Here is a 23876-nt window from a genome sequence, read left to right on the forward strand (position 1 = left end):
AAAAATGAATTATGAAGAATGTGCAAAAAAAATCAGGAGGTTCCTGAAAAAAGATGATTACCAGCCTTTAATTGTAGATGTTCAGAATAGGGAGGATCTTAGCAAGCTTTTAGCTGAATTTTGTCCGATGACGCCAGAAGCCCCTAAATCCATACCTGTCTCGCAATATAGCGATATGGATGAATTCCCTAGGATTGAAAATCTTCTTCATGATTTACAAACAAAGGCTTACGATTGTTTTGTGACAGGGCTTTCTTCTTATTTAAGATTGATGGGCGAAGAAAAGCTAACTGCTCAATTGAACGAAATACTCCATATGTCGACAATGGGACATATGGTAATCATTACTTATCAATGCAAACGTTTTTTTAATGTCCGTGATCCACGCTTGGAAAGGCGCCTTGCCCTCCTTGATGGAAATTTAGCAACAATCCCGGAAATCTTTTTTTGTTCGCCGGCTCTCTCGCTTCCAGAAAACGTAAAAGTGTTAAAAGGGCTCAAAAATTTTGCTGTTGCCGTAGAACAAACTAATGAATCAAAAATCTATTTGGTCACCAGTCAAACAAAAAAACAATTCCCGTATGCGCTGTACAATATTATAGATCTGACCAAGGCTTACGATATTCTTTCTTTGAAGGATTCGGTAACAAAAAGGCTTTCAGAAAGTATGGGGACTGAAGAAGAATGGAATTACGCCCTTACTTTGTTTGACAAGGATTCTAGTTGGGCAGACGTTATAGATCGTCAATTTGGTGATCATAGACGGCTTGAACAGAGTGAGTCTAATCTTGATGATGATGTGCAGTCGAATCATAATCAGCGCTGGTTGTATTTTATTGCGTTAAAATTATATCAAATAAAAGGAAACTGGTGCCTTAATGATGCGGCTGTACATTCCTCTTTTGTGAGGGAAATGCCTTCTAATATTTATCGGGGGATACTCAATAAATCCTCCTCAGACAAAGATTTTTGGGATTGTTATAACAGTAGAAAGAAGGTGCTTCGCCGAATAGGTAATCCTCAGGTTGAGCTTGGCAGTTTCTGTAAAGTGGCTGTTGGTAAAGGAAAAAATGAAATTTATTATTTAACAGATAATACTCAAAAAGAAAAAGAAGAAATCTTTGCATATCTTGAACGTTATGGGACTGAAGGAAACCGCGAAAAGATAACAAATATTCTGGTAAAAGTATACCCGGAACTGGCAGCATACTTAAAACCATATGACTTTAAAAATGAATTGCTTAACCATTATTTTTCTGAATATAAATATCAGAAAGTTATCAATAAGATTTTTCCTGATTTTTATGATCTTGTGTTGGAGCAGGCAAAAAAACGTGACTATATTTCTATACTGCCGCCAAGGTCTGCTTTGGTAGAGAATCTTTCAAAGCCAAAATCCTTGCTTTATTTTATGGACTCAATGGGGGTTGAATTTCTTGGATATATACAGAGCGTTTGCAATGAACTCAAACTGAAAATTAACGTAAAAATATGCCGTTCGGAAATTCCGTCTATTACAGAATTTAATAAGGAATTTAAGGATGAATGGAATGAGAATCAGATTGTGGATATCAAAGACCTCGATGATATTAAGCATCATGGAAAAAATGACTATGACTATTACAGACATTCAAAACTTCCAATTCATTTGATAAAAGAGTTAGAAATCATCAAAGATGTCTTAAAAAAAATTCAGGCGAAGCTTATAAACAGAGATATAAATGAAGCTGTAATGATTGCAGACCATGGAGCAAGTCGCTTGGTTATTCGTTATGATAAAGAAAACATTTATGAGATGGCTGAGAAAGGAATTCATTCTGGAAGATGCTGCAAAAAGAGCGAACTTGATGAGAAACCTGAGTATGCTGTTGATGCTGGCGACTTCTGGGCACTTGCAAATTATGATAGGTTTAAAGGTAGCCGGAAAATCGGTGTCGAAGCTCATGGTGGCGCTACACTAGAAGAGATATGTGTTCCCATCATTACGCTTACATATTCTAACAAGAATATCGAAGTTTATATTATGCCAGTGAATTCTAATCTGGATACTATAAATAAAACTCCGAAGATTAAAGTTAGCTTCCGTAAAAAGGCTGCAATAAAAATATTCTTAACTGAAGAACAATCGGATGTATCAATACAGATTGGTCAGAAAAAATATTTTGCTGTTTCAATGGGCAATGGATATTACCGAGTAGATATGCCTGACATAAAGAAAAAAGGTACGTATCATATTGATGTATACACAGGAGATAATAAAATTGCTGAAAAGCTTCCACTTATTGTAGAACGCGAAGGTCAGCAAATAAATGACTTGTTATAGGAGGCTTTTTGTAAATGGATGATAAGCTACGGGAATGCTTTGAGGACATGGTGGTATATAAAGACCTTACGAAGAGTAATTTTTTTTCTTCGTTGGGATTGCCATCTTTTCTCAGAGATTGGGTACTAAAAAGATTTGAAGATGAAGACGGTAACTATGATATTGAAGACGTGACTGAATTTATAAATCAATATCTTCCAAAAAAGGATGAATGGCTGCGCATCAAAAACCAAATCACCTATGAAAATGAACGGGTTAAAATACTTACAAAAATAAGTGTGGATATAGATATCAAGACTGGAGAAATTTCCTTTGCCCTTCCGGATTTTGATTTGACTCATAAGGAAACTATTATAGAACCGATTGTCTGGGAACGATATAAAGATGAACTTACCCAGAGTCAGGAGACATGGGGAATTGTTGAACTTGGTTATAGGTTTCCAGATGATACGGCGAGACCTAAAATATCTGGTAAAATTAAGATGACAGGCTTCACCAGTTTTCGCCCTTACATTGCTGATCTTGACTATTACAAAGATGCTCGTTCTGAATTTTCAGTTTCGGAATGGATCGATGTCTTACTCGGGGCAATTGATTATAATGCAAATGGGTATAAAGATGAAAACGAGAAGTTGGCTATGTTGACACGTTTGCTGCCATTTTTGGAAAAAAGATTGAACTTGCTTGAACTGGCTCCTAAAGGCACAGGAAAGTCTTATGTATTCGGTAATATTAGCAAGTATGGTCTTTTGACGGATGGTGGTAAAATTACTCGTGCAAAAATGTTCTATGACACTGCCCGTCATACTCCTGGATTCGTTGTTGGAACAGATTACGTTGCCATTGATGAGGTGAAACTTGTAACATTTAATGATGTTAATGAAATGCGCTCTATTATGCAAGGTTACATGGAAAGAGGACACTTCAATATCGGTGGGTATGAAGGGGAATCTTCTGCTGGAATTGTTCTTCTTGGAAATATTTCTATAGACAATATGGATGAATATAAGAGCATGTTTTCAGAACTGCCATCATTATTTCAGGAAAGTGCACTTGTTGACAGAATTCATGGGTTTATCAAGGGCTGGGACATTCCAAAGATGAGTGATAGCTTGAAAGTCTGTGGCTGGGCTCTGAATACGGAGTATTTTTGTACTGTAATGCATATGCTTCGAGACGATGCCAGTTACCGTGCTATTGTAGATGAACTTGTAGAAGTTTCTGGAAACGCTTATGTGCGACATACAGAAGCTGTAAAGAGAATTGCAACTGCATACCTCAAGTTACTCTTTCCGAATGTTAAGACCGTTAATGATGTGAATCGACGGGATTTCAATCGGTACTGCCTTCGTCCGGCTATTGATATGCGAAAGATTATATGGCGTCAGCTTTCTATTCTTGATTCAGAATATAAGAACGATGACAAGCAGATGCCGTCATTTACTATAAAGGGGTAGTTATGAATTATGAATGCATTGTTTGCGGCAAAAAAAAATTAGATAAAAATACAATTGGAATTAATAAAAAGCTGTTGGGGAAAGAAATCGAAAATTTTTATTGCATGGATTGCCTTGCAGATTATCTGGAATGTACGGTAGATGATTTAAATGATAAAATTGAAGAATTCAAAGATGAGGGATGCACTCTCTTTGAGTAGGGAGATGGAACTTTATGATTTATGCTGATAATGCTGCTACAACTAAATTATGTGAACAAGCTTTCGATGCTATGAAGCCTTATCTCCTTGATCAATATGGAAATGCTTCTCAGCCGTATGTGTTTTCTAGAGCATCGAAAAAAGCACTTCGTTCAGCTCGTGAATCAATTGCCGAATGTATTGGGTCTCTTCCAGAAGAAATTTATTTTACTTCTGGCGGTACAGAAAGTGATAACTGGGTTATTAAATCGTCGTTATTTATGGGAAAAAGAAAAAATGGGGTTCTTACATCCTCTATAGAGCATCATGCGATACTCAATTCGTGTCGAACGGTGGAAGAACTTGGAATCCCCGTTGCTTATATTCCTGTAGACACAGAAGGTGTTTTGCATCCTTCTGCGTTGGAAAGTAAGATATCTGCTAACACGGGCATTGTATCAATTATGTATGCAAATAATGAAATTGGGACAATTGAACCGATTCATGAACTGGCCCGTATTGCACACCACTATGGAAGTGTTTTTCATACTGATGCGGTACAGGCTATGGGGCATGTACCGATTAATGTTCATGATGAGGGCATTGACCTACTTTCTGCCTCAGCGCATAAATTTAATGGGCCCAAGGGCATTGGCTTTTTATATATGAAAAAAGGGATAAATTTGCATCCTTATGCTGACGGTGGATCTCAGGAAATGGGATATCGCGCCGGGACGGAAAATGTGCCAGCAATTGTAGGGATGGCAGTAGCTCTTAAGAAAAATATAGATCAAATGGCGGAAAAGAAGAAACGGCTTTTGTTGATAGAAAAAACTTTTTTAACCGCACTTCATGAATTTGATCTTGATTTTATACGTAATGGAGCTAGTCGCCATCTTCCAGGGAATGTAAATATTTCTTTTTATAAAGCTGATGGAGAAATGTTGTTACATCGTTTGGATTTAAAAGGCATTTGCGTTTCAACAGGTTCGGCTTGCGATTCGGTTAATACACAAATTAGTCATGTTCTGCAAGCTATTAATACTCCAAAAGATTATGCAGAAGGAACTATTAGAGTTACATTTGGTGCGGATAATACTGAAAAAGATGCTATTGAAATAGCAAAAGCGATAAAGGCGATATTAAAGTGAGAAAAATGCCTATCGTTGATAAGGAAAAAATAATAAGGATAAATGAAGAAAAGGGTGACATAATGGCAGAGAAAACACGGGAAAAAACAAAAGTATTCCAGATTCGAATTGAAGAAAAACTGTTAAATGAATTTAACGAGGTAGCAGAGACGTATTGTGTTAACAAATCGGCATTGATACGTTCGTGGATAGAGCGGTATGTTGATCAGCATCGCAAGGCTGAGTGATGCTAAAAAATATTCAGAAAAGCAACCCCTCAGACCGCCTGCGGCGGCCAGCTCCCCTATTATGGGAGCCTTTCTAGGCGCTCCTGCGCCTTACTATTCTGAGTCTGTTGCAGCGGTACGCTGCATCTGAGTCTGAGTTTAAAAAAAGTGCTTGACAAGACATTTCCAAATCTGTAAAATAAATAAGTAAGCTTTTCACTTGGACTCCACTTAGCCCCGGAGAAAGAGCACCAAAAGCTTGGTCAGTTAGTTAAATTCAGGGAGGAATTACACAGCATGAAAACTACATTTATGGCTAATGCAGGCAACATCGAACGCAAATGGTTTGTTGTTGATGCTGAAGGCCAGACATTAGGCCGTCTTGCTGCCGAAGTAGCTAAAATTCTTCGGGGAAAACATAAACCTACTTTTACCCCGCATGTTGATACAGGCGATTATGTAATCGTAGTAAACGCAGCAAAAGTTAAATTAACTGGTAAGAAAATGATCCAGAAAAACTATTTCCATCATTCCGGTTATCCCGGTGGAGCAAAATTCACTCAGGCCGGCCATATGCTCGAAGCACATCCGGAACGCGTTGTAGAAATGGCAGTTCGCGGCATGCTCCCGAAAAACAAATTGGGTGAACAGATGTATCGCAAACTGAACGTTTATGCAGGTGCTGAACATCCGCATCAGGCACAGAAACCTGAAGTTTTGAAGTTAAACATTCGCTAATTAATACCGGGAGGAAGATTTCATGGCAGTAGCACAGTACTACGGCACTGGCCGTAGAAAGACATCCGTTGCTAGAGTTCGTCTGGTTCCGGGTCAGGGTAAAATCACAGTTAATAAAAAAGAATTGAACGAATATTTCGGTCGTAAAACACTGGAATTGGTTATTCGTCAGCCGCTCGTACTTACTGGCGTAAACGAACAGTATGACGTCATCGCTGACGTTAAAGGCGGCGGCCCGTCCGGCCAGGCCGGCGCAATCCGTCACGGCATCAGCCGTGCCCTTTTGGAAGTCGACGGCGATTTCCGTCAGGCTCTCAAAAAAGCTGGTTTCCTCACACGCGACCCGCGTGAAAAAGAACGCCGTAAATACGGTCTCAAGAAAGCTCGTAAGGCTTCCCAGTTCTCGAAACGTTAATCTTTTTTCAAGAGATTTTCGAAAAACCTATGCAATTAAAAGTCGCATGAACATTATCGTTCATGCGACTTTTTTTGATATAAATATACAAATTATTCTTTGTGCAAATGTATAAAAAAGATGAGCGTTTTATATATTGAAGTCATAGGTTATACGTTTTATACTGTAGCTATCAAAACAAAAGCAGCGCCGCTTACAATAGAAGGTAAACGGCGCTGCTTTTGTTTTATAAATAAAAATGATTATACGGTTATTAAAAGTCAGGGGTGAGATACATGATTGAAATTAAAGCCATCATAAGGCGGGAACGCCTGCAGATTGTGAAAGAAAAACTGGCAGAAAAAGGATTTTATGGATTGACTCATTGGCATGTTATGGGACGCGGTAAGCAGCGCGGTGTACGGATTGAAGGCGTCCAGTACGACGAACTGCCGAAAGAAATGCTTTATATTGTTGTTCATGACGAACATAAGACGGAAGTGCTGATGACGATTATTCATGCAGCTCGACTGAATCAGCGGGGCAATCCTGGTGATGGCCGTATTTTTATCAATAAGTTGGAAGAAGGATACACGATCAGCGACCAGCTGCTTTAATTATCATCGATTTAAAAAGGGGGCAGTCATTATGGATGGAAATTTTGCATTACAGTTTGGACAGCAGTTAATCAACGGGATTTCCCTGGGCAGCATCTATGCATTGATTGCCTTAGGATATACGATGGTTTACGGTATTATGAAGCTGATTAACTTTGCGCATGGCGATATCTATATGGTCGGTGCTTACGCTGGTTTTTTTGCAGCGACAGCAACGAATTTACCTTTTATTGCCTGTATTATTTGCGCGATGGCAGTTACGGGGGTATTAGGCATCGTTATCGAACGGTTGGCTTACAAACCTCTGCGGCACAGTCCTAAGATTGCTATTTTGACGACAGCGATTGGGGTCAGCCTTTTTTTGGAATATACGACGATGCTGATCCTCTCACCGCAGCCGCGGACATTCCCGCAGTTAATCAATAATACCATTTATAATTTTGGCGGCCTTGTGATTTCCCTGCAGCAGATTATTATTCTGGTGACGGCCGTTATCTTGATGATTTTTTTGACCTATGTCGTTAATTATACCAAGATGGGTAAAGCGATGCGGGCTGTTTCTTACGATCCCGATGCAGCTCAGCTTATGGGTATCAATGTCGATAGAATTGTTTCCTTTACGTTCTTCATTGGCTCGAGCCTGGCGGGGGCTGCCGGGGTGCTGGTAGGAATTTATTACAATTCCATTGAACCGTTGATGGGTATCATGCCGGGCATGAAAGCTTTCATTGCGGCGGTACTGGGCGGTATCGGCATTATTCCCGGTGCTATGACCGGCGGTATTATTCTTGGCATTGTGGAAGCACTGGTCAGCGGTTTCATTTCTTCGACTTTCCGTGATGCTGCAGCCTTTGCTATTTTGATTATCATTTTGCTGATTAAACCTACGGGCCTTTTAGGTAAAAATGAACGTGAGAAAGTGTAGGTGATCATCATGATAAAAAGCTTAAGAAAAGAAGATGCTTTATACTTTGTGATTTCTGTCGCTGTCTTTGCGATTCTTCAATTCCTCATGTCAGAACGCATCGTATCTTCGTTTTGGCGCCTTAATATCACTGTTATTTGCCTGAACGTTATTTTAGCATCCAGCCTGAATCTCATCAACGGTATCACTGGTCAATTTTCCTTAGGTCATGCCGGCCTGATGGCTGTTGGGGCTTATGTATCTGCTGTTTTTACTCTTTTCCTGCATACACCGTTCCTTGTAAGCCTTATTGCCGGAGCGGGTGCAGCGGGGCTTTTGGGGTTCCTGATTGGCGTACCGACGTTGCGGCTGGAAGGTGATTATCTTGCTATCGCTACGCTGGGGATGGGGGAAATTATCCGCATCTTTATTTTAAACATACCGCAGGTCGGAGGTGCTTCGGGTTTATCAGGGATTCCCAATGAAACGACGTTCCCCTGGTTATTCTTTAGTATGATCGTCACTTTGTTTGTTATCAAGAATATCCTTCACTCCAATAAAGGCCGGGCCTGCCTGGCTGTCAGGGAAAACTCCATTGCCGCTGAAGCAATGGGCATTGATATTACGAAGACGAAGGTCTTTGCTTTTACGATTGCTTCTATTTTTGCCGGCCTGGCAGGAGCGCTATTTTCCCATTATTTCGGCATTGCTCATCCGTCCAGCTTTACCTTCATGAGATCTTTCGACATCATGACCATGGTCGTGCTCGGCGGCTTGGGAAGCATTTCAGGATCTATTGTCGGCGCTGTGATTTTGACATTCATCACGGCTGCCATGCAGAGCTATCCGGAATACCGCATGATTGTTTATGCCCTGCTTCTGATTGCGCTTATGCTCTATCGTCCGAATGGGATTTTCGGAAGTCATGAAGTAGCGGCACTGATTTTGGGAAAATGGCAGAAACGAGGTGAAAAAAATGGCACAATTGCTGAAAACAAGTAATGTTTCTAAATTCTTTGGCGGTATTAAAGCCGTACAGAATTTTGATATCCATTTGGATGAAGGCGAAATGGTCGGCCTCATTGGTCCAAATGGGGCCGGCAAGACGACAGCATTCAATCTCCTGACCGGCGTCTATCAGCCGACAACAGGAAGCATCCTTTTCGACGGTGTGGATTTAGTCGGCATGAAACCGCATATGATTACGCAGCAGGGCATTGCCAGGACGTTCCAGAATATCCGCCTCTTTGACAATCTGACGGTTTTGGATAATGTTAAAATCGCCTTTAATTACCGTATCAAATATAATTTGGCGGAAACAATCCTGCGCATTGGCCGCTATGGGAAAGAAGAAAAAGAAATAGAAGAAGAAGCGATGAATATCTTGAAGATATTTAAATTGGAAGATAAAAAAGACGAATTAGCCAAGAATCTTCCTTACGGTAAGCAGCGTCATCTGGAAATCGCCAGAGCCTTGGCAGCAAAGCCGAAACTGCTGCTTCTCGATGAACCGGCTGCAGGCATGAACCCGCAGGAAACCCAGAATTTGATGAAAATGATTGAATGGATCCGGGAAAAGTTCCATTTGACGATATTGCTCATCGAACACGATATGGCACTGGTCATGGGGATTTGCGAACGGATTTATGTTTTGGAATTCGGCAAGATCCTGGCTGAGGGAATCCCTGATGAAATCAAATCCAATGCGGAAGTCATCAAGGCTTATCTGGGGGAAGAGGTGTAAGACTTATGAGCATGCTGGAATTAAAGGATATCAATGTCTATTATGGTGCTATCCATGCAATACGGGATATGACATTATCCGTAGAAGAAGGACAGATTGTAAGTTTAATCGGTGCAAACGGAGCCGGCAAGACGACGACACTGCGGACTATTTCCGGGCTGCTGCGTACGAAAACAGGTTCGATAGAATTCATGAATGAACCGATTACCAAGAAAAATGCTGAAGATATTGTACGCAGAGGGATTTCACACTGTCCGGAAGGACGGCGGATTTTCGCCAATATGTCAGTACAGGAAAATTTGGAAATGGGTGCCTTTACGCGCAAGGATAAAAAGGAAATCGCTGATTCTTTGGAAGTTGTATACCAGCATTTTCCGCGTCTGAAAGAACGGATGAAGCAGATGGCAGGTACACTGTCCGGCGGTGAACAGCAGATGCTGGCCATGGGAAGGGCTTTGATGAGCCGGCCGAAACTGCTTCTTCTTGATGAACCCTCCATGGGGCTGGCTCCGATTTTGGTAAAAGAAATTTTCAGTATCATTGAAGAAATCCATAAATTGGGGACGACGGTACTCTTGGTAGAGCAGAATGCTCGTATGGCCTTAGCGATTTCTGACTATTCTTATGTATTAGAGACAGGTTCGATTTACCTTAAAGGCGAAGCGAAACAGCTGATTGCCAGTGAAGAAATCCGCAAAGCTTACTTAGGCGGTTAACATAAATACCAATTTTAAAGAAGGGCTAAGAGGGGGAATTGTTATGACTGGAAAATCGATTAGAAGATGTCTTGCAGCTGCTTTGGTAGTTATGTCTGCTGCTGTTTTGTTGACTGGATGCGGCGGTTCAGGTGCCGACAGTAATACCATAAAAATCGGCGGCAATTTTGAATTGTCAGGGAATAACGCTTCCTATGGCTCGTCTGCTAAAAACGGCATGGAAATGGCCGTCAAAGAAATTAATGATAACGGTGGGCTTTTAGGTAAAAAGTTGGAAATTGTCACGGCTGATAACCGCAGCGAAGCGACAGAAGCTGCTAATGCCATGCAGAAACTGCTCGACAGCGATGTAAAATTTATTATCGGTCCCGATACGTCCAGCGGCAGCCTGGCTTGTGTCAGTACAGCCGATAAAGAAAAAGTTCCCATGATTACGCCGTACGGTACGAATCCGGATATTACGGTAGATCCAACGTCGAAACAGGTCCATCCTTATGTGTTCCGGACGGCCTTCATCGATACTTTCCAAGGCAAAGTCATGGCCGATTTTGCAGCTTCGAATTTAAAAGCGAAGACAGCCGCTGTCTATGTCGATAACTCGAGCGATTATGCCAAGGGGCTGCAGAAATTCTTTGCCGATGAATTTGAAGCAAAAGGCGGCAAAATCGTATCTCAGGAAGCATATTTGCAGAAAGATACAGACTTTAAAGCTGCGCTTACTAAAATAAAAGCGGCTAATCCGGATATCATCTTCGTCCCCGGTTATTATCAGGAAGTCGGGATGATTGTCAAACAGGCTCGTGAAATGGGCCTTACCCAGCCCATTATCGGCGGTGATGGCTGGGACAGCACCAAGTTGATTGAAATTGCCGGTGCAGATAACCTGAATAACTGCTACTTTGGCAATCACTATGCTGTTGATGATACTTCGGATGAAGTAAAAACGTTTGTTGGCAACTATCAGAAAGCTTATAATGTCAAACCGGACGCCCCGGCTGCTTTAGCCTACGACAGTGTCATGATTCTGGCCCAGGCGATTAAAGACGCCAACAGCGCGGATCCGGATAAAGTAAAAGATGCTTTGGCTAAAATCAATAGTCTGAAAGCTGTTACTGGGACGATTACCTATGATGAACACCATGACCCGATTAAATCGGCAGTTATCCTGACTTTTAAGGCTGGGAAACAGTCCTTTGTTACGAAAATCGAACCGTAATTCGTACAAAAGACAGTAACTGAGATTGCTGGAATAGGGGATTTGTATTATGCTCATAATATAAATCTCCTATTTCTGTTGTGTTCTTTCAGAGTATAAGGGAAAGGTCGTGATGGCGTGGCTGTAACAGTAGAATATTTATATAAAAAGAGCAGTCGTTTATATGAAATGAAGCTCATTGCCGGTGAAGCCGGCCTCAATCGCCAGGTCGAATGGATTCATCTCATTGAAGGCATACAGCCGGCATCCTTTCTCCATGGCGGGGAAATTGTATTTTTGACAGGTGTCAGCTGTGAAGGGAATGAGTGGTTTCGAGCGTATATAGAAAAAGTATTTTGCTGTCGATGTGCTGGTGTCGTTGTCAACATCGGTCCGTATATCAAACGCATACCGGCAGAAATTATTGACTTTTGCAACACCCAGGGGCTGCCGCTCTTTACGATTCCCTGGGAAGTCCATTTAGTGGACGTAACTCGCTATATGTGCCGTTTCCTTATTGATGATGAAAAGAAAAAACAGAGCATTATCGATGCGCTTCAGGAAATTTTATTGTTTCCGGGACAGTGCCAGAATGCCTGTGCTATCTTAGAGAATCATGGCTTTAGTATTAGCGGCGAATTTCGCGTCATCGTTATCCGCAGTGAGAAAATGGATGACAGTGAGGAAATACTGACTTTTTTAAAAATCTGGGACAGCCAGCTTGTTGCCATCTCTTACCATAATGATATTGTGGTCATTCAAAGCGGGAAAAAACTGGAAGCGGATGAAAAAAAAGCCATGCAGATTTTCCAATATTTGACGGACAAGGGACTTCGCATTTTTGTCAGTGTAGGCAGTGTTGTCCGTCAGATTTCAAATCTGTCGCTCAGTTACCACCAGGCTTCCGCCATTAATATTCTGGCGAAAAGGGAGGAAAAAGGCGTTGTATATTATGAAAAATTGGGAGTCTATAAGCTGCTGATAAATGGAACGCCGAGATCTGTTCTTGAAGCTTTTTATGAAGAAACATTGGGTCCGCTGGAAGAATATGATAACTCTCATACGTCGAATTTGATGGAGACACTGTACTATTATCTGGAACACGAGTGCAGCATCAAGAAGACGGCAGATCATGAAGTAGTTCATCGGAATACGATTCTCTATAAGTTCAATAAAATCGAGCAGATTTTAGGAATATCTATCAATGATGAAGAAGATAAGTTAGCCATTCTGATGGCTTTTAAGATTCGTCGGCTCTTATGACTTCCTTTGTGCAAACATACAAAAATATTGATGATTTTGCGAATTGAAACACTTTGTTCCGCATTATATAATAGGCACAACAAAAGAAAGCAATGATGCTCGTAAAAGAGAACCATTGCTTTTTTATTTTTATAAAAAGAAGGAGATGCGTACTATGACAGGTGCAGAAATTAAAGAAATGGATTTAACATATAATCTTCATTCCTGGGCAAAACAGGGAAATCTGAATCCCTTGGTCATTACTAAAGCGGACGGCATCTATCTCTGGGATGCCGACGGTAAACAGTATATGGATATGTCTTCAGAACTGGTCAATTCCAATGTTGGTCACGGCAATCAGGATATCATCCAGGCTATTAAAGAACAGGCCGATAAATTTTGCTTCCTGTCACCGGCTTTTGCTGTCGAACCGCGGGCGAAGTTAGCCAAAATGGTTATCGACAGGATGCCGGATAATATGGGGAAAGTCTTCTTTACCAACGGCGGTGCTGATGCCAATGAAAATGCCGTCAAGATTGCCCGACTCTATACGGGCCGCTATAAGATCATGAGCCGCTACCGCAGCTATCACGGTTCTTCCTTCGGGGCCGGCAATGTTTCCGGTGAACCGCGCCGTTATGCTGTTGAACCGGGCATTCCAGGTTTCATCAAATTCTTTGATCCCTATTTATACCGCGAAGCCGTTTCTTTCGACAGTGAAGAAGAAGCGACGAAGTTCTACATGACTAAGCTGCGCGAACAGGTAATTTATGAAAATCCTGATACGATTGCCGCCATTATTTTGGAAACGATTACCGGTTCGAACGGCATCATCATTCCGCCTAAAGGGTATCTGCAGGGAGTTCGCAAAATCTGTGATGAATTCGGCATCATGATGATTTGTGATGAAGTCATGGCCGGCTGGTGCCGTACGGGGAAGATGTTTGCCTTTGAAAATTTTGATGTCAAACCAGATATCGCTTCCTTTGCCAAGGGCATTACCTGTGGCTATGTACAGCTCGGCGGTGTTGCCGTTTCCAAAAAAATCGCATCGTTCTTTGATGATCATGTACTTTCCTGCGGCCTGACTTACAGCGGCCATCCATTAGCCTGCGCAGCTGGTATTGCCTGCCTGAATTATTATGATAAAGTAAATATCCTGGACCATGTCAATGAAATGGGGAAAATCATGGGGGATATTGAAGAAACGATGAAGATGCAGCATGCCTGTGTTGGAGATGTTCGTTATATTGGTCTTTGGTCTGCCTTGGAATTAGTGAAGGATAAAGTGACGAAAGAACCATTAGTGCCGTTTGGTAAAGATCCGGAAGGAGTCATGCCGATGATCATCAAAAAGTTGATTGCCAAGGGATTTTATACGTATTCTCATGAAAATATGATTATCGTTGCACCACCGCTGATTATTACGGAAGAACAGCTGCGGAAGGCAATGAGTATTCTCGATGAAGTCCTGACGGAAGTTGACGGGATGATTTAATATCATAAATCGTACCTGCTGTAAAATAGGCGTGCTCGAAAATGCAGTGCCTCTGGGATGAAGATTTTTCACAGAGCCGCTTGTATTCTTCGGACACGCCTATTTGCTTTTCTCTTGCCCGCAAACATGATAGAATATAATATATTGCGGTGATAGGTTGGAGTTCTGATTCAAAAGGGGGAATCTGTATGTTTACGTATTTTATGCCGACGAAGGTCTTTTTTGGCAAGGGTTGTGTTGCTCAGTCCGGCGATGTGTTGGCGGATCTTGGCCGCAAGGCGCTGCTGGTGACGGGGCGTCATTCGGCGAAGGTCAATGGCTCCCAGGCGGCGGTGACGGAAAAGCTGGATGAATTGGGGATTTCTTGGTTCCTTTTTGATGAAGTGGAAAATAATCCCTCCATCGCGACGATCCGCAAGGCGGCTTCTTTTGCCCTGGAAAAGGATGTGGATTTCGTCATCGGTATCGGCGGCGGCTCGCCTATGGATGCGGCCAAGGCGATTGCCCTGCTCTGCACGAATGACCTCGATGATGCTCAGATTTTCACGGGTCCGTACTGTAAGCCCCTGCCCATCGTAGCCGTGCCGACAACGTCCGGTACGGGCAGCGAAGTGACGAAAGTCAGTGTCCTCACGAATCCCCATGCCGGGACGAAGCAGTCCATCAACACGCCGCTCATTTTCCCGGTTTATGCCTTTGCGGACCCGGCCTTTACGGAAAGCGTGCCGGAACGGGTCACTGTCGATACGGCCATCGACGCGTTGTCCCATGCCATTGAAGGCTATATGGCCAATACGTCGACGCCCATGAGCGATGTCTGGGCGGAAGAAGCGATGCGCTTCCTCGGTGTCCACCTGACGGATCTCAAAGGGGATGTCCCCTATGTGGTCCGCGAAGACCTGCTCTACGGTTCGACTTTGGCAGGGATTACGATTGCCCAGACCGGGACGACCATGGTCCACAGCATGGGCTATATGCTGACCTATTACAAGGGCCTGAGCCACGGCCGGGCCAATGGTCTGCTTCTGCCGGCCTATATGAAGCTCATGGAAGAAACGATGCCGGACAAGACAGAAAAAGTCTGGGCTCTCCTTGGCGTCGCCGGCCTCGATGACTTCACGGCCCTCATGCAGGATTTGATGGGCGATAAGGTCGGCTTGAGCGATGAAGAAATCGATAAATTCGTGACCATGACCATGCCGACGAACGGCGTCAAGAAGACACCGTATCCGGTCACGGCGGAATTGCTCACTCATATTTACCAGCAATTGGCAGGGAACCGTTAACGTTGCGAGTTTGAAGTTGAAAGTTTGATGTTTGATGTTTGATGTGGAAGAGGTTAAATTTCAATCCATTGCCTCAAACGTCAAACATCAAACCTCAAACATAAAAGAGAAGGGGAACGCCATGATGGTATATTGCATTCATGTGACAGTCCCTACGAATCACGAACCACGAACCACTATTATTATCACAGGAGGAATTTCATGGCAGAATTATTAGCCCCGGCAGGCTCTTTAGAAAATGTACTCACCGCCATTGACGCCGGTGCCGATGCCGTTTATTTTGGCGGGAAAGGCTTCAATGCCCGCAAATTTGCTCATAATCTCGACGATGCCGAAATCGGCCAGGCTGTCCGGACGGCTCATTTATTTGGCGTCAAAGTTTATGTCACCGTCAACATCCTTATGGCTGACACGGAATTAGAGGCTTTGTCTGCGTATTTGCAACGCCTCGATGCGTTTGGTGTCGACGGCATCATCGTCCAGGACCTGGCCGTTGCCGTCCTGGCCCGCAAGGTGGCGCCCAATCTGCCCCTGCATGGCAGTACGCAGATGACCGTTGCCGACTTGGACGGCGTCCGCTTTTTGGAAGCCAACGGCTTTACGCAGGCCGTCCTTTCGCGGGAACTGTCGGCCGATGAAATTAAAACGATTTGTGCCCAGTCGTCGATTCCTATCGAAGTCTTCATCCACGGCGCGTCGTGTATGGCCTATTCCGGCCAGTGCCTGATGAGCAGCTTCCTCGGCGGCCGCAGCGGCAACCGCGGTGCCTGTGCCCAGCCCTGCCGCCAGCCGTATACGCTGCTCTGCGACGGGGAACCTGTCATGAAACACGAAGCCTATGTCCTCAGCCTGAAGGATCTGCGGGCCCTCGACTATATCGATGACCTCCTCGATGCGGGCGTCACGTCCTTTAAAATCGAAGGGCGCATGAAAGGCGATACGTACGTGCGTACCGTCGTCCAGGCCTACCGCAAGGCCATCGACGCCCATTACCAGAGCCCCCAGGGCCGCAGGAAAGCCCATGCCGAAGCGGCAGCGCTCTTAGAAGAAGCCTTCAACCGGACGTACCAGGCCGATTTCCTGGCCGGGACGGTGAGCCGCCGCACGTTGACGGAACACAACCCGTCGGGACGTCAGAAAGCGGCAGATATCGCCGGCGGCCTGACGCGCAAGTTGACAGTGTACGCCCATGTCGATACGGCAGACGACGGCAATCTTCGCCTCACGGCCTGGGATGAAAGCGGCCACACGGCCGTGGTCACGGCTGATTTTGTGCCCGAAGCGGCCCGCCAGCGGCCGGCGACGGCGGAATATATCAAAGGCCAGCTCGGCCGTCTGGGTGATACGCCTTTTACCCTGGCCGACGTGACGGTCTGGGATGAAACGAAGATGATCCCGGCCAGCGTCCTCAACGGCCTGCGCCGTCAGGCCGTACAGGCCTTGACGGACACCATCCTGGCGGAATATCCGCGCCCGGCGGCCGGCAAAGCGCCGCAGGATACGTTTAGAGAAATGCCGGAAAAATCGGAAACGATGCAGCTCGTCGTGCGCTGTGACAGCGTCGACGGCGTAGCGGCCGCAGCGGACAACGGTGCTGACGTCATCATCTTCGGCGGCGAATCGTACCACCATCATCCCTTTGGCACGCAGAGCTGGCAGGCTGCCGTACGGGCTGCCCATGACCAGGGCGCACAGCTTTGGGCCGGGACGCCGCGCATCGTCCGGGAAAACCAGCGCCAGGCCGTCCAGAGCGAACTGGAACGGGCGATTGCTGCCGGTATCGACGGCGTCTATGCCGGGGCCATGGGCATCTTTGCCATGCTGCGCGACGTGAACAGCGATTTGCCTGTACGGGCTGACTGGTCCCTCAATATTTTCAACAGCAAAGCCTCTGCTGCCTATGCCGCACTGGGCTGCACGGGCATCACGGCCTCAGTGGAAGCGATGCTGCGCCAGATGCGGGACATGGCCCGCAGGACGCCTTGTCCTATCGAAGCCGTCGTCCAGGGGCGGGTGGAAATGATGGTCACCGAATCGTGCGTCATTTCTTCCTTTGCCGGCAAGGGCCGCAAAGAAGGCTGCCCCGGCGTCTGTGCCCATGGTGCCTATGAACTGCGCGACCGGCGGGATGAAACGTTCCCTGTCGTGACGGACCAGTACTGCCGCAATCACATCCTCAACAGCCGTGACCTCGATTTGGCGCCGTATTTTAAGGAACTGCAGCGCGCAGGCCTTGCGGCTGTTCGCATCGAAGGTCGGGGCCGCAGCCCGCACTGGCTGAAAGAGCAGGTCAGCCGTTACCGCCGCCTCTGCGATGGGACGGAAACGATGCTCTTAGGGAAGGAAGACCAGACGGTGACGCGGGGCCATTTCTTCCACGGAATTTTATAATAATAGGAGTAATATGATTTATGAATAAAAGAAGTATGCGGATTTTGGGATTCTATCAGGTCCAGAATATGCTGGTCCGCCTGGCACCGTCCCGTTTGTCCAAGGAAATCGCCCGCCGCCTGAGACCGGTGAACGACAGCGAAGTCATTGAACGGAATCTGACTGATACAGAAGAAGCCGTCCGCTGTATGCAGACGGAAACGAGTACGCCCTTCGGCGGCATCGTCGATATCCGGCCGTCTCTGGAAAAGGCTAAGCGCGAAGTGACCCTTGATTCGCATGAATGTATCGATATCTGGAATAATCTTCAGTATTATGGGGAAATCCGGTCTTTCTTTGCCGACCGTGGCGCCGAATATACTCAGCTGGCCGAACAGGCAGACGTTATCGGCGATTTTTCCCAGTTGTCCCATTCTTTCGCGACGGTCTTCGACAACAATCGCCAAATACGGGACAATGCGTCGCCGGAATTGATGCGCCTGCGCAGCCGCATCGTCGAACTGGAACGGCAGACCAAGCGCTACGTCAATAATGTCTTGCAGAATAAGGAATACCAGAAGTATTTCCAAGATGCCCTGGTCACCGTGCGCAACAACCGCTATGTCATTCCTATCAAGCAGGAGTACCGCCATGCTTTTCCGGGTATCGTCCATGATACGTCGGCCAGTGGCTCGACGCTCTATGTCGAACCGTTGGCCATCGTCAATGCCAATAACGACTTGCAAGCTGCACGCATTGGCGAAACGAAGGAAATCGAACGCATTTTCCGCCGTCTGACAGCGAAAGTACAGCAGCAGTACCATGATTTATATGACAGTACAAAGTGTGTGGGCCAGCTGGAATTTGCCTTTGCCAAAGCGCAGTTAGCCTTGAAGATGAAAGCCTGCCGTCCGGCTGTTTCTAAGACGCGGGAAATCAAGCTCATCCAGGCCCGACATCCTCTTATCGACGCCAAACACGTCGTGCCGAATACCATTGTCATCGGCGGCGATTATCGCATCCTCCTCATTACGGGCTCCAATACCGGTGGTAAAACCGTTTCCATGAAGACCTTGGGCCTTTTGGTCCTCATGCATCAAGCCGGCCTGTTCATTCCTGTCAGCGAATCGTCGGAACTGCCCGTCTTCCGCGACGTCTTTTCCGATATCGGCGACGAACAGGACATTTCCCAGAACTTGAGTACTTTTTCCAGCCATATGAAGCAGCTCATCTACATCCTCAAGCACTGCGGCCCGGACGACCTCATCCTGGCAGACGAACTCGGTTCCGGCACGGACCCGGCCGAAGGCAGTGCCATCGCCATTGCCATTCTCGATGCCTTTTACCAGAAAGGGTCGTATGTCATGGTCACGACCCATTACAACGACCTCAAGAACTATGCCTATAATACGCCGGGCATCGAAAACGGCCACGTCGAATTCGATATGGAAACACTGAAACCGACGTATAAATTGCGCATCGGTTCGGCCGGCAGTTCTCATGCTTTCAGCATCAGCGAACGCCTGGGCATGCCCAAGGACATCCTGGAAAAAGCAAAAGACCTGCGCAGCAAGGCGCAGGACATGGATATGGAAAAAGTCCTGACCCAGCTCAATGCACAGGCCAAAAAGATGGATGAAGAACAGGCGGAACTAGAATACCGCCTGCGTGAAGCGCGGAAACTGGAAGACGATCTGCGCAAAGAAAAGGATAAGGTCACGTCCAAGCGGCAGGATATCATCGACGCCAGCCGCCGCGATGCCGTCGACCTCAAGCGCAACCTCCGCGTCGAAGCGGAAAAGATTATCCGTGAACTGAAGGCCCAGTCTAAAGAGGGGACGGACCGGGAAAAGGCCAAGGCCATCGACAAGGCTCGCCGGGCTATCCAGCAGATTTCCCTGCCTGAAGCCGAAAAGCCTCAGCGCGACCCCATCGACTTGTCGAAGCTGAAAGTCGGCCAGCAGGTCTTCGTCAATAACCTGGACAGTGTCGGCACGGTCGAAGACATCGGTAGCAAACAGCTCACCGTCTCCGTCCGGGGCATGACGGTCCGCGTCAAGTTCAAAGATGTCAGCGCGCCGTACCTGGACGAATTGAAGAAAGAAAAACAGGCCGAAAAGAAAGCGGCTGCCGCTTCGTCATACCGGCCTATCCGCACGTCCAGCATAGCGACGGAGTTGAACATCATCGGCAAGACTTTCAGCGAAGCCCTGCCGGAAGTCGAACGCTTCCTGGATCAGGCCTTGGCTGCCGGTTTCAGCCCGGTCAAAATCATCCACGGCAAGGGCAGCGGTGCCCTGCGTCGTCAGATCCACGCCTTCCTCGACGACCAGCCATTCGTCAAGAAATACCAGCTCGACGACGTAGACGGCGGCGGTGCCGGTGTCACCCTGGTCTATTTCTAAGGGAAGTGGGGGGCTGTCGCACGAAGGTTTTTGCCATCATGCGTGGTCCCTTTCTTGGTAGAGTTTGTAGTTTGTAGTATGGAGTTTGTAGTTTGTAGGGGTCGCCCGTGGGCGACCCGTTAGGAATTTGGGTGATTCTTCTAGCAAACCGACTGGGAAATCGTACATATTTCCAGAGCGGTCTCTCCACGTGCGAGCCCCTACAGAAAAAGGGCTTGTCGCACCTGCGGCAAGCCTTTTTTATCATTTCTTGAATTTTAACATGCGCTCACCTTCTTAGTGCTGATACAGGAAGGAGGCCGTCATGGCCAGGTACGATTCGCCCTGGTAATTCGGGAAGGCTTCTTTGACGCGCTGCTGAAATTCGTCTTTGGTCTGGCAGGTATTGGCCAGTTCCTGTACTTTCTGTAAATACTGGATTTTCTGGGCTACGGCTTCCTGGCCTTCCGGTTTGTAGTGACCGGTCAGGATGAGGTCGTAGCCTTTTTGCTGATAGCCTTTCAGGGTCTGGATATCCTGGGCAATCTGCTGGCGGCTGGCCAGGATGTTATGGACGTCGGAGCCCATCATGTGGAGATAGACGGCATTGATCTGCGGGATTTCTACGCTGTATGCGTCGTCGCCGGCGTCGATGATGTGGAAGCGGATGCCAGCCAGGGTGATATCTTTACCGGCTGTGAGTTTCTTGGCTTTCGTCGGCATGGACGTGTCGGCAGCGGAGCCGAAGGCTTTTTCCAGGTTGCCGACGATGGCGTAGACACCGCCGCCAGGCTGCCAGCTCTGCAGGGCATGGGGCGTAGCGTAGATGGGATGCTTGCCATACGTAGCATAGCCATTGGGATGATAGGCCATGAGTTCAGCGACGACCGGTTTATCGAGGGTCTTGACGAACTGGCTCCATTCGTCGATGTTATTGGTCAAAATCGTCGATTCCAGGAGGACGACTCCGTCCTTGCTTTCCAAGGCGTAACATTCGTCGCTGAGCGGGTCGTTGGTCGCATAAGCATACATCTTGATGTTACCGTAATCATAGGTCGTCACCGTGCCGATAGCCAGTTTCTGGACCGATACGGCCGGAGCGGCCTGTTTCTGCTGTACCACTGCAGCCGGAGATGCGGCTTGTACCGGAGACGGAGCGGCAAAGGCAGCGCCCAAGGGCAGGGATAAGGATAAGGCGAGAGATAGAAGAACAGCTTTTTTCATAGGGAAGACCTCCTATAAATGAACGATAACTCTTTAATGTAACTATTAATATTACAATAAAAACTATAGCACTTTTCGCATGTAATGTCAAGAGTTACATAATGGGGGAAATGCCTTGACAACCATTGATGTAATAATAAAAATTACAATTAAGCACGGGAAAGGGACTGATCCCGCATGGATTGCTTGGCAGAGCAGAAGGGAGTTATCTTATGATTTTTTTAGCGATGATTGTGTTAGGGGTCATGATTGGTTTTCTCGGTGCCAGTGTTTCCAACCTCATGCCGGCCGATATCCTGTCCGTCATGACGGCGGTCATGCTCATGGTTTCTGGCTTCATCCTCTATATCCGCCTTTATCATGACGGCTGGCTGTCCCGTCATTTCCCCGTACGCCAGACGCTGCTGACTGGGCGCAAACTCTATCTGTACGGTGCGATTACAGGCCTTATCGTCGGCTTCCTTTCCAGTGCTTTCGGCATCGGTGCGGCGGCTTTCATCCAGATTGCCTTGATGGTCGTCTTCGGTATCTCCCTTCTCCGGGCTATCGGGACCTGCATGATGATCGTCCTGCCCATTTCTGCCGCCGGCGGCCTCAGTTACCTCTTCAACGGCCGCCTGGACTTGCTGATTTTTATCCAGACCTTATGCGGCTTAGGTTTTGGGGCTTATATCGGTGCCCAATTCACCCATCTGGCTCCCAAAGGGCTGTTGCAATTCGCCCTGGTCCTCGTGCCCGTCCTCAGCGGTATCATCATGCTGGTTTTTAGCCGGTAACCGCTTATCTTCGACAGGATGATTTTGTTGTGTTATAGTAGAGAAAAAATGGAGGTTTTATCATGACAGATCAAGAACAAATCAAACAATTAGTAGACCGTTATATCCAGGCTATCCATACGCAGGATAAGGACGAATTTCTGTCTTTATGGACGGGGAGCGATGCCGATACGATGATTTCCATTACCCGCGTCTTTTCCGGAGACCAGGCCATTTATCAGGAATTTTTGATCGACCTCGTCCAGCAGTGCTATTCCAATATCGACCTGTACAGTGACAGCCTGACGTGCCACCTCATCGACGACCAGACGGCTATCGTCATCTTTGCCTACCATACACAGTGTACCCTGCGCGAAACGGGCGAAGACTACGGCATCGAAGGCCTGGAAACACAGGTCCTGCGCAAGATAAGCGGCGAATGGAAACTCCAGCACGTCCATTATTCCAAATGATGTTTGACGTTTGATGTATGATGTTTGAAGCGATGGCTTTAAATTTAAAGCTATCCGCTAGTATGGAGTTTGTAGGGGTCGCCCGTGGGCGACCCGTTATGGATTTTGGTGATTCTTCTAGCAAACTGGCTGGGGAATCGTACATATTCTGGAGCGGGCGCCCCACGTGGCGCCCCTACAGAAAAAGGAGCTGTCTTCATACGACAGCTCCTTTTTTTTGTAATAAAAAAGGTTACACTAATTTCTCCCAAGGGATTGACGGGTATTGTTGTAATATGATATATTACAACAATAGTAATTGTAACCAAAGCAATTACTATTAGAAGTACTTACATTTCGATATATATTTGCATTGCGCTGTGCGCAGAAAGGTAGGTCATTATGAATAAGAAAATCGCTGTTGTTGCTGCTGGTGGTCGTGTTTCTCGTCAAGTTATTTCCGAAGCGGTCCGCCGCGGTTTCGATGTGACGGCTTTTGGCCGCAAGGCAGAAAACATGACGGATGCCCAGTATTATGTACAGAAAGATATTCTTGATTTGACGGCAGCTGATTTAGCTGGTTTCGATGCTGTCGTCGACGGCTTTGGCGCCTGGACACCGGAAACATTATCTGGTCATTCGACGACGACGGAACATCTCTGCCAGATTCTCAGCGGCAGCCCTGTTCGCCTGCTCATCGTCGGCGGGGCTGGTTCGCTCTTTATCAATAAAGAACACACGGCTGTCCTGGCCGAAGCACCGGATTTTCCGGACGCTTTCAAACCTTTGGCATCGGCAATGGCTCAGGCCCTGTTGAAATTGCGCCAGCACGACGATGTCAAATGGACTTACATCAGCCCGGCTGCGGACTTCCAGGCCGATGGCGAACGGACGGGGAAATACATCCTGGGCGGCGAAGAATTGACCTTGAACAGCCGTAACGAATCGATTATTTCCTATGCTGACTATGCCATCGCCATGGTCGACGAAATCGAAAAAGGCCATCACATCAATCAGCGCATCAGCGTCGTCAGGGCCTAA

The 23876-nt window shown here is 46.4% G+C and carries 22 protein-coding genes; 21 read left to right on the top strand and 1 reads right to left on the bottom strand.

The annotated features are described in order from the left end of the window. Positions 1-4 precede the first annotated feature (4 nt). From pglZ to NOS26_RS08020, 18 genes are all read left to right on the top strand, one after another. Positions 5-2323 (top strand): BREX-4 system phosphatase PglZ, encoded by a 2319-nt coding sequence (gene pglZ, locus NOS26_RS07935; protein ID WP_255917522.1) that lies wholly within the window; start codon positions 5-7, stop codon positions 2321-2323. 14 nt (positions 2324-2337) lie between these two features. Continuing rightward, complete coding sequence (gene brxL / locus NOS26_RS07940; RefSeq protein WP_255917523.1) at positions 2338-3780, top strand: BREX system Lon protease-like protein BrxL; 1443 nt, start codon at positions 2338-2340, stop codon at positions 3778-3780. A gap of 2 nt (positions 3781-3782) precedes the next feature. Further along, positions 3783-3980 carry a hypothetical protein gene (locus NOS26_RS07945; RefSeq protein WP_255917524.1) on the top strand — a complete coding sequence of 66 codons (198 nt, stop codon included), beginning with the start codon at positions 3783-3785 and terminating at the stop codon, positions 3978-3980. Between the two features lie 14 nt (positions 3981-3994). Then, positions 3995-5110, top strand: a complete 1116-nt coding sequence (locus NOS26_RS07950) for a cysteine desulfurase family protein (RefSeq protein ID WP_255917525.1) — start codon at positions 3995-3997, stop codon at positions 5108-5110. A gap of 5 nt (positions 5111-5115) precedes the next feature. Then, on the top strand, positions 5116-5337 hold the full coding sequence (locus NOS26_RS07955) for a hypothetical protein (protein WP_255917526.1): 222 nt from the start codon (positions 5116-5118) through the stop codon (positions 5335-5337). Between the two features lie 276 nt (positions 5338-5613). Beyond that, a complete protein-coding gene (gene rplM / locus NOS26_RS07960; RefSeq protein ID WP_255917527.1) occupies positions 5614-6054 on the top strand; it encodes a 50S ribosomal protein L13 in 441 nt (146 codons plus the stop codon). A gap of 22 nt (positions 6055-6076) precedes the next feature. After that, the gene (gene rpsI / locus NOS26_RS07965) at positions 6077-6469 is read left to right on the top strand and encodes a 30S ribosomal protein S9 (protein ID WP_169013516.1); all 393 of its coding nucleotides are present in this window, start codon (positions 6077-6079) and stop codon (positions 6467-6469) included. Between the two features lie 275 nt (positions 6470-6744). After that, positions 6745-7065, top strand: coding sequence for a P-II family nitrogen regulator (locus NOS26_RS07970; RefSeq protein ID WP_255917528.1), 321 nt, complete (start codon positions 6745-6747; stop codon positions 7063-7065). Between the two features lie 31 nt (positions 7066-7096). Then, positions 7097-7990 carry a branched-chain amino acid ABC transporter permease gene (locus NOS26_RS07975; protein WP_255917529.1) on the top strand — a complete coding sequence of 298 codons (894 nt, stop codon included), beginning with the start codon at positions 7097-7099 and terminating at the stop codon, positions 7988-7990. Between the two features lie 9 nt (positions 7991-7999). Then, positions 8000-8971 carry a branched-chain amino acid ABC transporter permease gene (locus tag NOS26_RS07980; RefSeq protein WP_255917530.1) on the top strand — a complete coding sequence of 324 codons (972 nt, stop codon included), beginning with the start codon at positions 8000-8002 and terminating at the stop codon, positions 8969-8971. Then, the gene (locus NOS26_RS07985) at positions 8946-9713 is read left to right on the top strand and encodes an ABC transporter ATP-binding protein (RefSeq protein WP_255917531.1); all 768 of its coding nucleotides are present in this window, start codon (positions 8946-8948) and stop codon (positions 9711-9713) included. The genes NOS26_RS07980 and NOS26_RS07985 overlap by 26 nt, the downstream gene beginning before the upstream one ends. 11 nt (positions 9714-9724) lie before the next feature. After that, on the top strand, positions 9725-10429 hold the full coding sequence (locus tag NOS26_RS07990) for an ABC transporter ATP-binding protein (RefSeq protein ID WP_255917532.1): 705 nt from the start codon (positions 9725-9727) through the stop codon (positions 10427-10429). 43 nt (positions 10430-10472) lie between these two features. Continuing rightward, complete coding sequence (locus tag NOS26_RS07995) at positions 10473-11645, top strand: ABC transporter substrate-binding protein (RefSeq protein WP_255917533.1); 1173 nt, start codon at positions 10473-10475, stop codon at positions 11643-11645. Between the two features lie 168 nt (positions 11646-11813). Then, entirely contained in the window at positions 11814-12887 is a 1074-nt protein-coding gene (locus NOS26_RS08000) for a PucR family transcriptional regulator (protein ID WP_255917534.1), read from the top strand. Positions 12888-13041: 154 nt separating this feature from the next. Next, positions 13042-14364 carry an aminotransferase class III-fold pyridoxal phosphate-dependent enzyme gene (locus NOS26_RS08005; RefSeq protein WP_255917535.1) on the top strand — a complete coding sequence of 441 codons (1323 nt, stop codon included), beginning with the start codon at positions 13042-13044 and terminating at the stop codon, positions 14362-14364. A 188-nt stretch (positions 14365-14552) separates the two neighbouring features. Further along, on the top strand, positions 14553-15650 hold the full coding sequence (locus NOS26_RS08010) for an iron-containing alcohol dehydrogenase family protein (RefSeq protein WP_255917536.1): 1098 nt from the start codon (positions 14553-14555) through the stop codon (positions 15648-15650). 201 nt (positions 15651-15851) lie between these two features. Next, positions 15852-18041, top strand: a complete 2190-nt coding sequence (locus tag NOS26_RS08015) for a DUF3656 domain-containing protein (RefSeq protein ID WP_255917537.1) — start codon at positions 15852-15854, stop codon at positions 18039-18041. A 20-nt stretch (positions 18042-18061) separates the two neighbouring features. Further along, positions 18062-20425, top strand: coding sequence for an endonuclease MutS2 (locus NOS26_RS08020; protein ID WP_255917538.1), 2364 nt, complete (start codon positions 18062-18064; stop codon positions 20423-20425). A gap of 276 nt (positions 20426-20701) precedes the next feature. On the opposite strand, the gene NOS26_RS08025 is transcribed toward NOS26_RS08020, so the two are convergent. Continuing rightward, entirely contained in the window at positions 20702-21628 is a 927-nt protein-coding gene (locus NOS26_RS08025) for a hypothetical protein (protein ID WP_255917539.1), read from the bottom strand. Positions 21629-21840: 212 nt separating this feature from the next. Here NOS26_RS08025 and NOS26_RS08030 point away from each other — a divergent pair, with 212 nt between their 5' ends. The 3 genes from NOS26_RS08030 to NOS26_RS08040 all read left to right on the top strand — a co-directional run bounded on the left by NOS26_RS08030 (position 21841) and on the right by NOS26_RS08040 (position 23876). Then, positions 21841-22404, top strand: coding sequence for a sulfite exporter TauE/SafE family protein (locus tag NOS26_RS08030; RefSeq protein ID WP_255917540.1), 564 nt, complete (start codon positions 21841-21843; stop codon positions 22402-22404). Between the two features lie 62 nt (positions 22405-22466). Then, entirely contained in the window at positions 22467-22856 is a 390-nt protein-coding gene (locus NOS26_RS08035; RefSeq protein ID WP_255917541.1) for a nuclear transport factor 2 family protein, read from the top strand. Positions 22857-23237: 381 nt separating this feature from the next. Further along, on the top strand, positions 23238-23876 hold the full coding sequence (locus NOS26_RS08040) for an NAD(P)-dependent oxidoreductase (RefSeq protein WP_169013509.1): 639 nt from the start codon (positions 23238-23240) through the stop codon (positions 23874-23876).

The sequence above is a fragment of the Megasphaera sp. SC8-1 genome (assembly GCF_024436295.1).
Taxonomy (GTDB): Bacteria; Bacillota; Negativicutes; order Veillonellales; family Megasphaeraceae; genus Megasphaera; species Megasphaera elsdenii.

What these genes read in the sequence shown, in the direction of transcription:
- pglZ (WP_255917522.1), top strand. Translation starts at nt 5, where the DNA reads ATGAATTATGAAGAATGTGCAAAAAAAATCAGGAGGTTCCTGAAAAAA.
- brxL (WP_255917523.1), top strand. Translation starts at nt 2,338, where the DNA reads ATGGATGATAAGCTACGGGAATGCTTTGAGGACATGGTGGTATATAAA.
- NOS26_RS07945 (WP_255917524.1), top strand. Translation starts at nt 3,783, where the DNA reads ATGAATTATGAATGCATTGTTTGCGGCAAAAAAAAATTAGATAAAAAT.
- NOS26_RS07950 (WP_255917525.1), top strand. Translation starts at nt 3,995, where the DNA reads ATGATTTATGCTGATAATGCTGCTACAACTAAATTATGTGAACAAGCT.
- NOS26_RS07955 (WP_255917526.1), top strand. Translation starts at nt 5,116, where the DNA reads ATGCCTATCGTTGATAAGGAAAAAATAATAAGGATAAATGAAGAAAAG.
- rplM (WP_255917527.1), top strand. Translation starts at nt 5,614, where the DNA reads ATGAAAACTACATTTATGGCTAATGCAGGCAACATCGAACGCAAATGG.
- rpsI (WP_169013516.1), top strand. Translation starts at nt 6,077, where the DNA reads ATGGCAGTAGCACAGTACTACGGCACTGGCCGTAGAAAGACATCCGTT.
- NOS26_RS07970 (WP_255917528.1), top strand. Translation starts at nt 6,745, where the DNA reads ATGATTGAAATTAAAGCCATCATAAGGCGGGAACGCCTGCAGATTGTG.
- NOS26_RS07975 (WP_255917529.1), top strand. Translation starts at nt 7,097, where the DNA reads ATGGATGGAAATTTTGCATTACAGTTTGGACAGCAGTTAATCAACGGG.
- NOS26_RS07980 (WP_255917530.1), top strand. Translation starts at nt 8,000, where the DNA reads ATGATAAAAAGCTTAAGAAAAGAAGATGCTTTATACTTTGTGATTTCT.
- NOS26_RS07985 (WP_255917531.1), top strand. Translation starts at nt 8,946, where the DNA reads ATGGCACAATTGCTGAAAACAAGTAATGTTTCTAAATTCTTTGGCGGT.
- NOS26_RS07990 (WP_255917532.1), top strand. Translation starts at nt 9,725, where the DNA reads ATGCTGGAATTAAAGGATATCAATGTCTATTATGGTGCTATCCATGCA.
- NOS26_RS07995 (WP_255917533.1), top strand. Translation starts at nt 10,473, where the DNA reads ATGACTGGAAAATCGATTAGAAGATGTCTTGCAGCTGCTTTGGTAGTT.
- NOS26_RS08000 (WP_255917534.1), top strand. Translation starts at nt 11,814, where the DNA reads ATGAAGCTCATTGCCGGTGAAGCCGGCCTCAATCGCCAGGTCGAATGG.
- NOS26_RS08005 (WP_255917535.1), top strand. Translation starts at nt 13,042, where the DNA reads ATGACAGGTGCAGAAATTAAAGAAATGGATTTAACATATAATCTTCAT.
- NOS26_RS08010 (WP_255917536.1), top strand. Translation starts at nt 14,553, where the DNA reads ATGTTTACGTATTTTATGCCGACGAAGGTCTTTTTTGGCAAGGGTTGT.
- NOS26_RS08015 (WP_255917537.1), top strand. Translation starts at nt 15,852, where the DNA reads ATGGCAGAATTATTAGCCCCGGCAGGCTCTTTAGAAAATGTACTCACC.
- NOS26_RS08020 (WP_255917538.1), top strand. Translation starts at nt 18,062, where the DNA reads ATGAATAAAAGAAGTATGCGGATTTTGGGATTCTATCAGGTCCAGAAT.
- NOS26_RS08025 (WP_255917539.1), bottom strand. Translation starts at nt 21,628, where the DNA reads ATGAAAAAAGCTGTTCTTCTATCTCTCGCCTTATCCTTATCCCTGCCC.
- NOS26_RS08030 (WP_255917540.1), top strand. Translation starts at nt 21,841, where the DNA reads ATGATTTTTTTAGCGATGATTGTGTTAGGGGTCATGATTGGTTTTCTC.
- NOS26_RS08035 (WP_255917541.1), top strand. Translation starts at nt 22,467, where the DNA reads ATGACAGATCAAGAACAAATCAAACAATTAGTAGACCGTTATATCCAG.
- NOS26_RS08040 (WP_169013509.1), top strand. Translation starts at nt 23,238, where the DNA reads ATGAATAAGAAAATCGCTGTTGTTGCTGCTGGTGGTCGTGTTTCTCGT.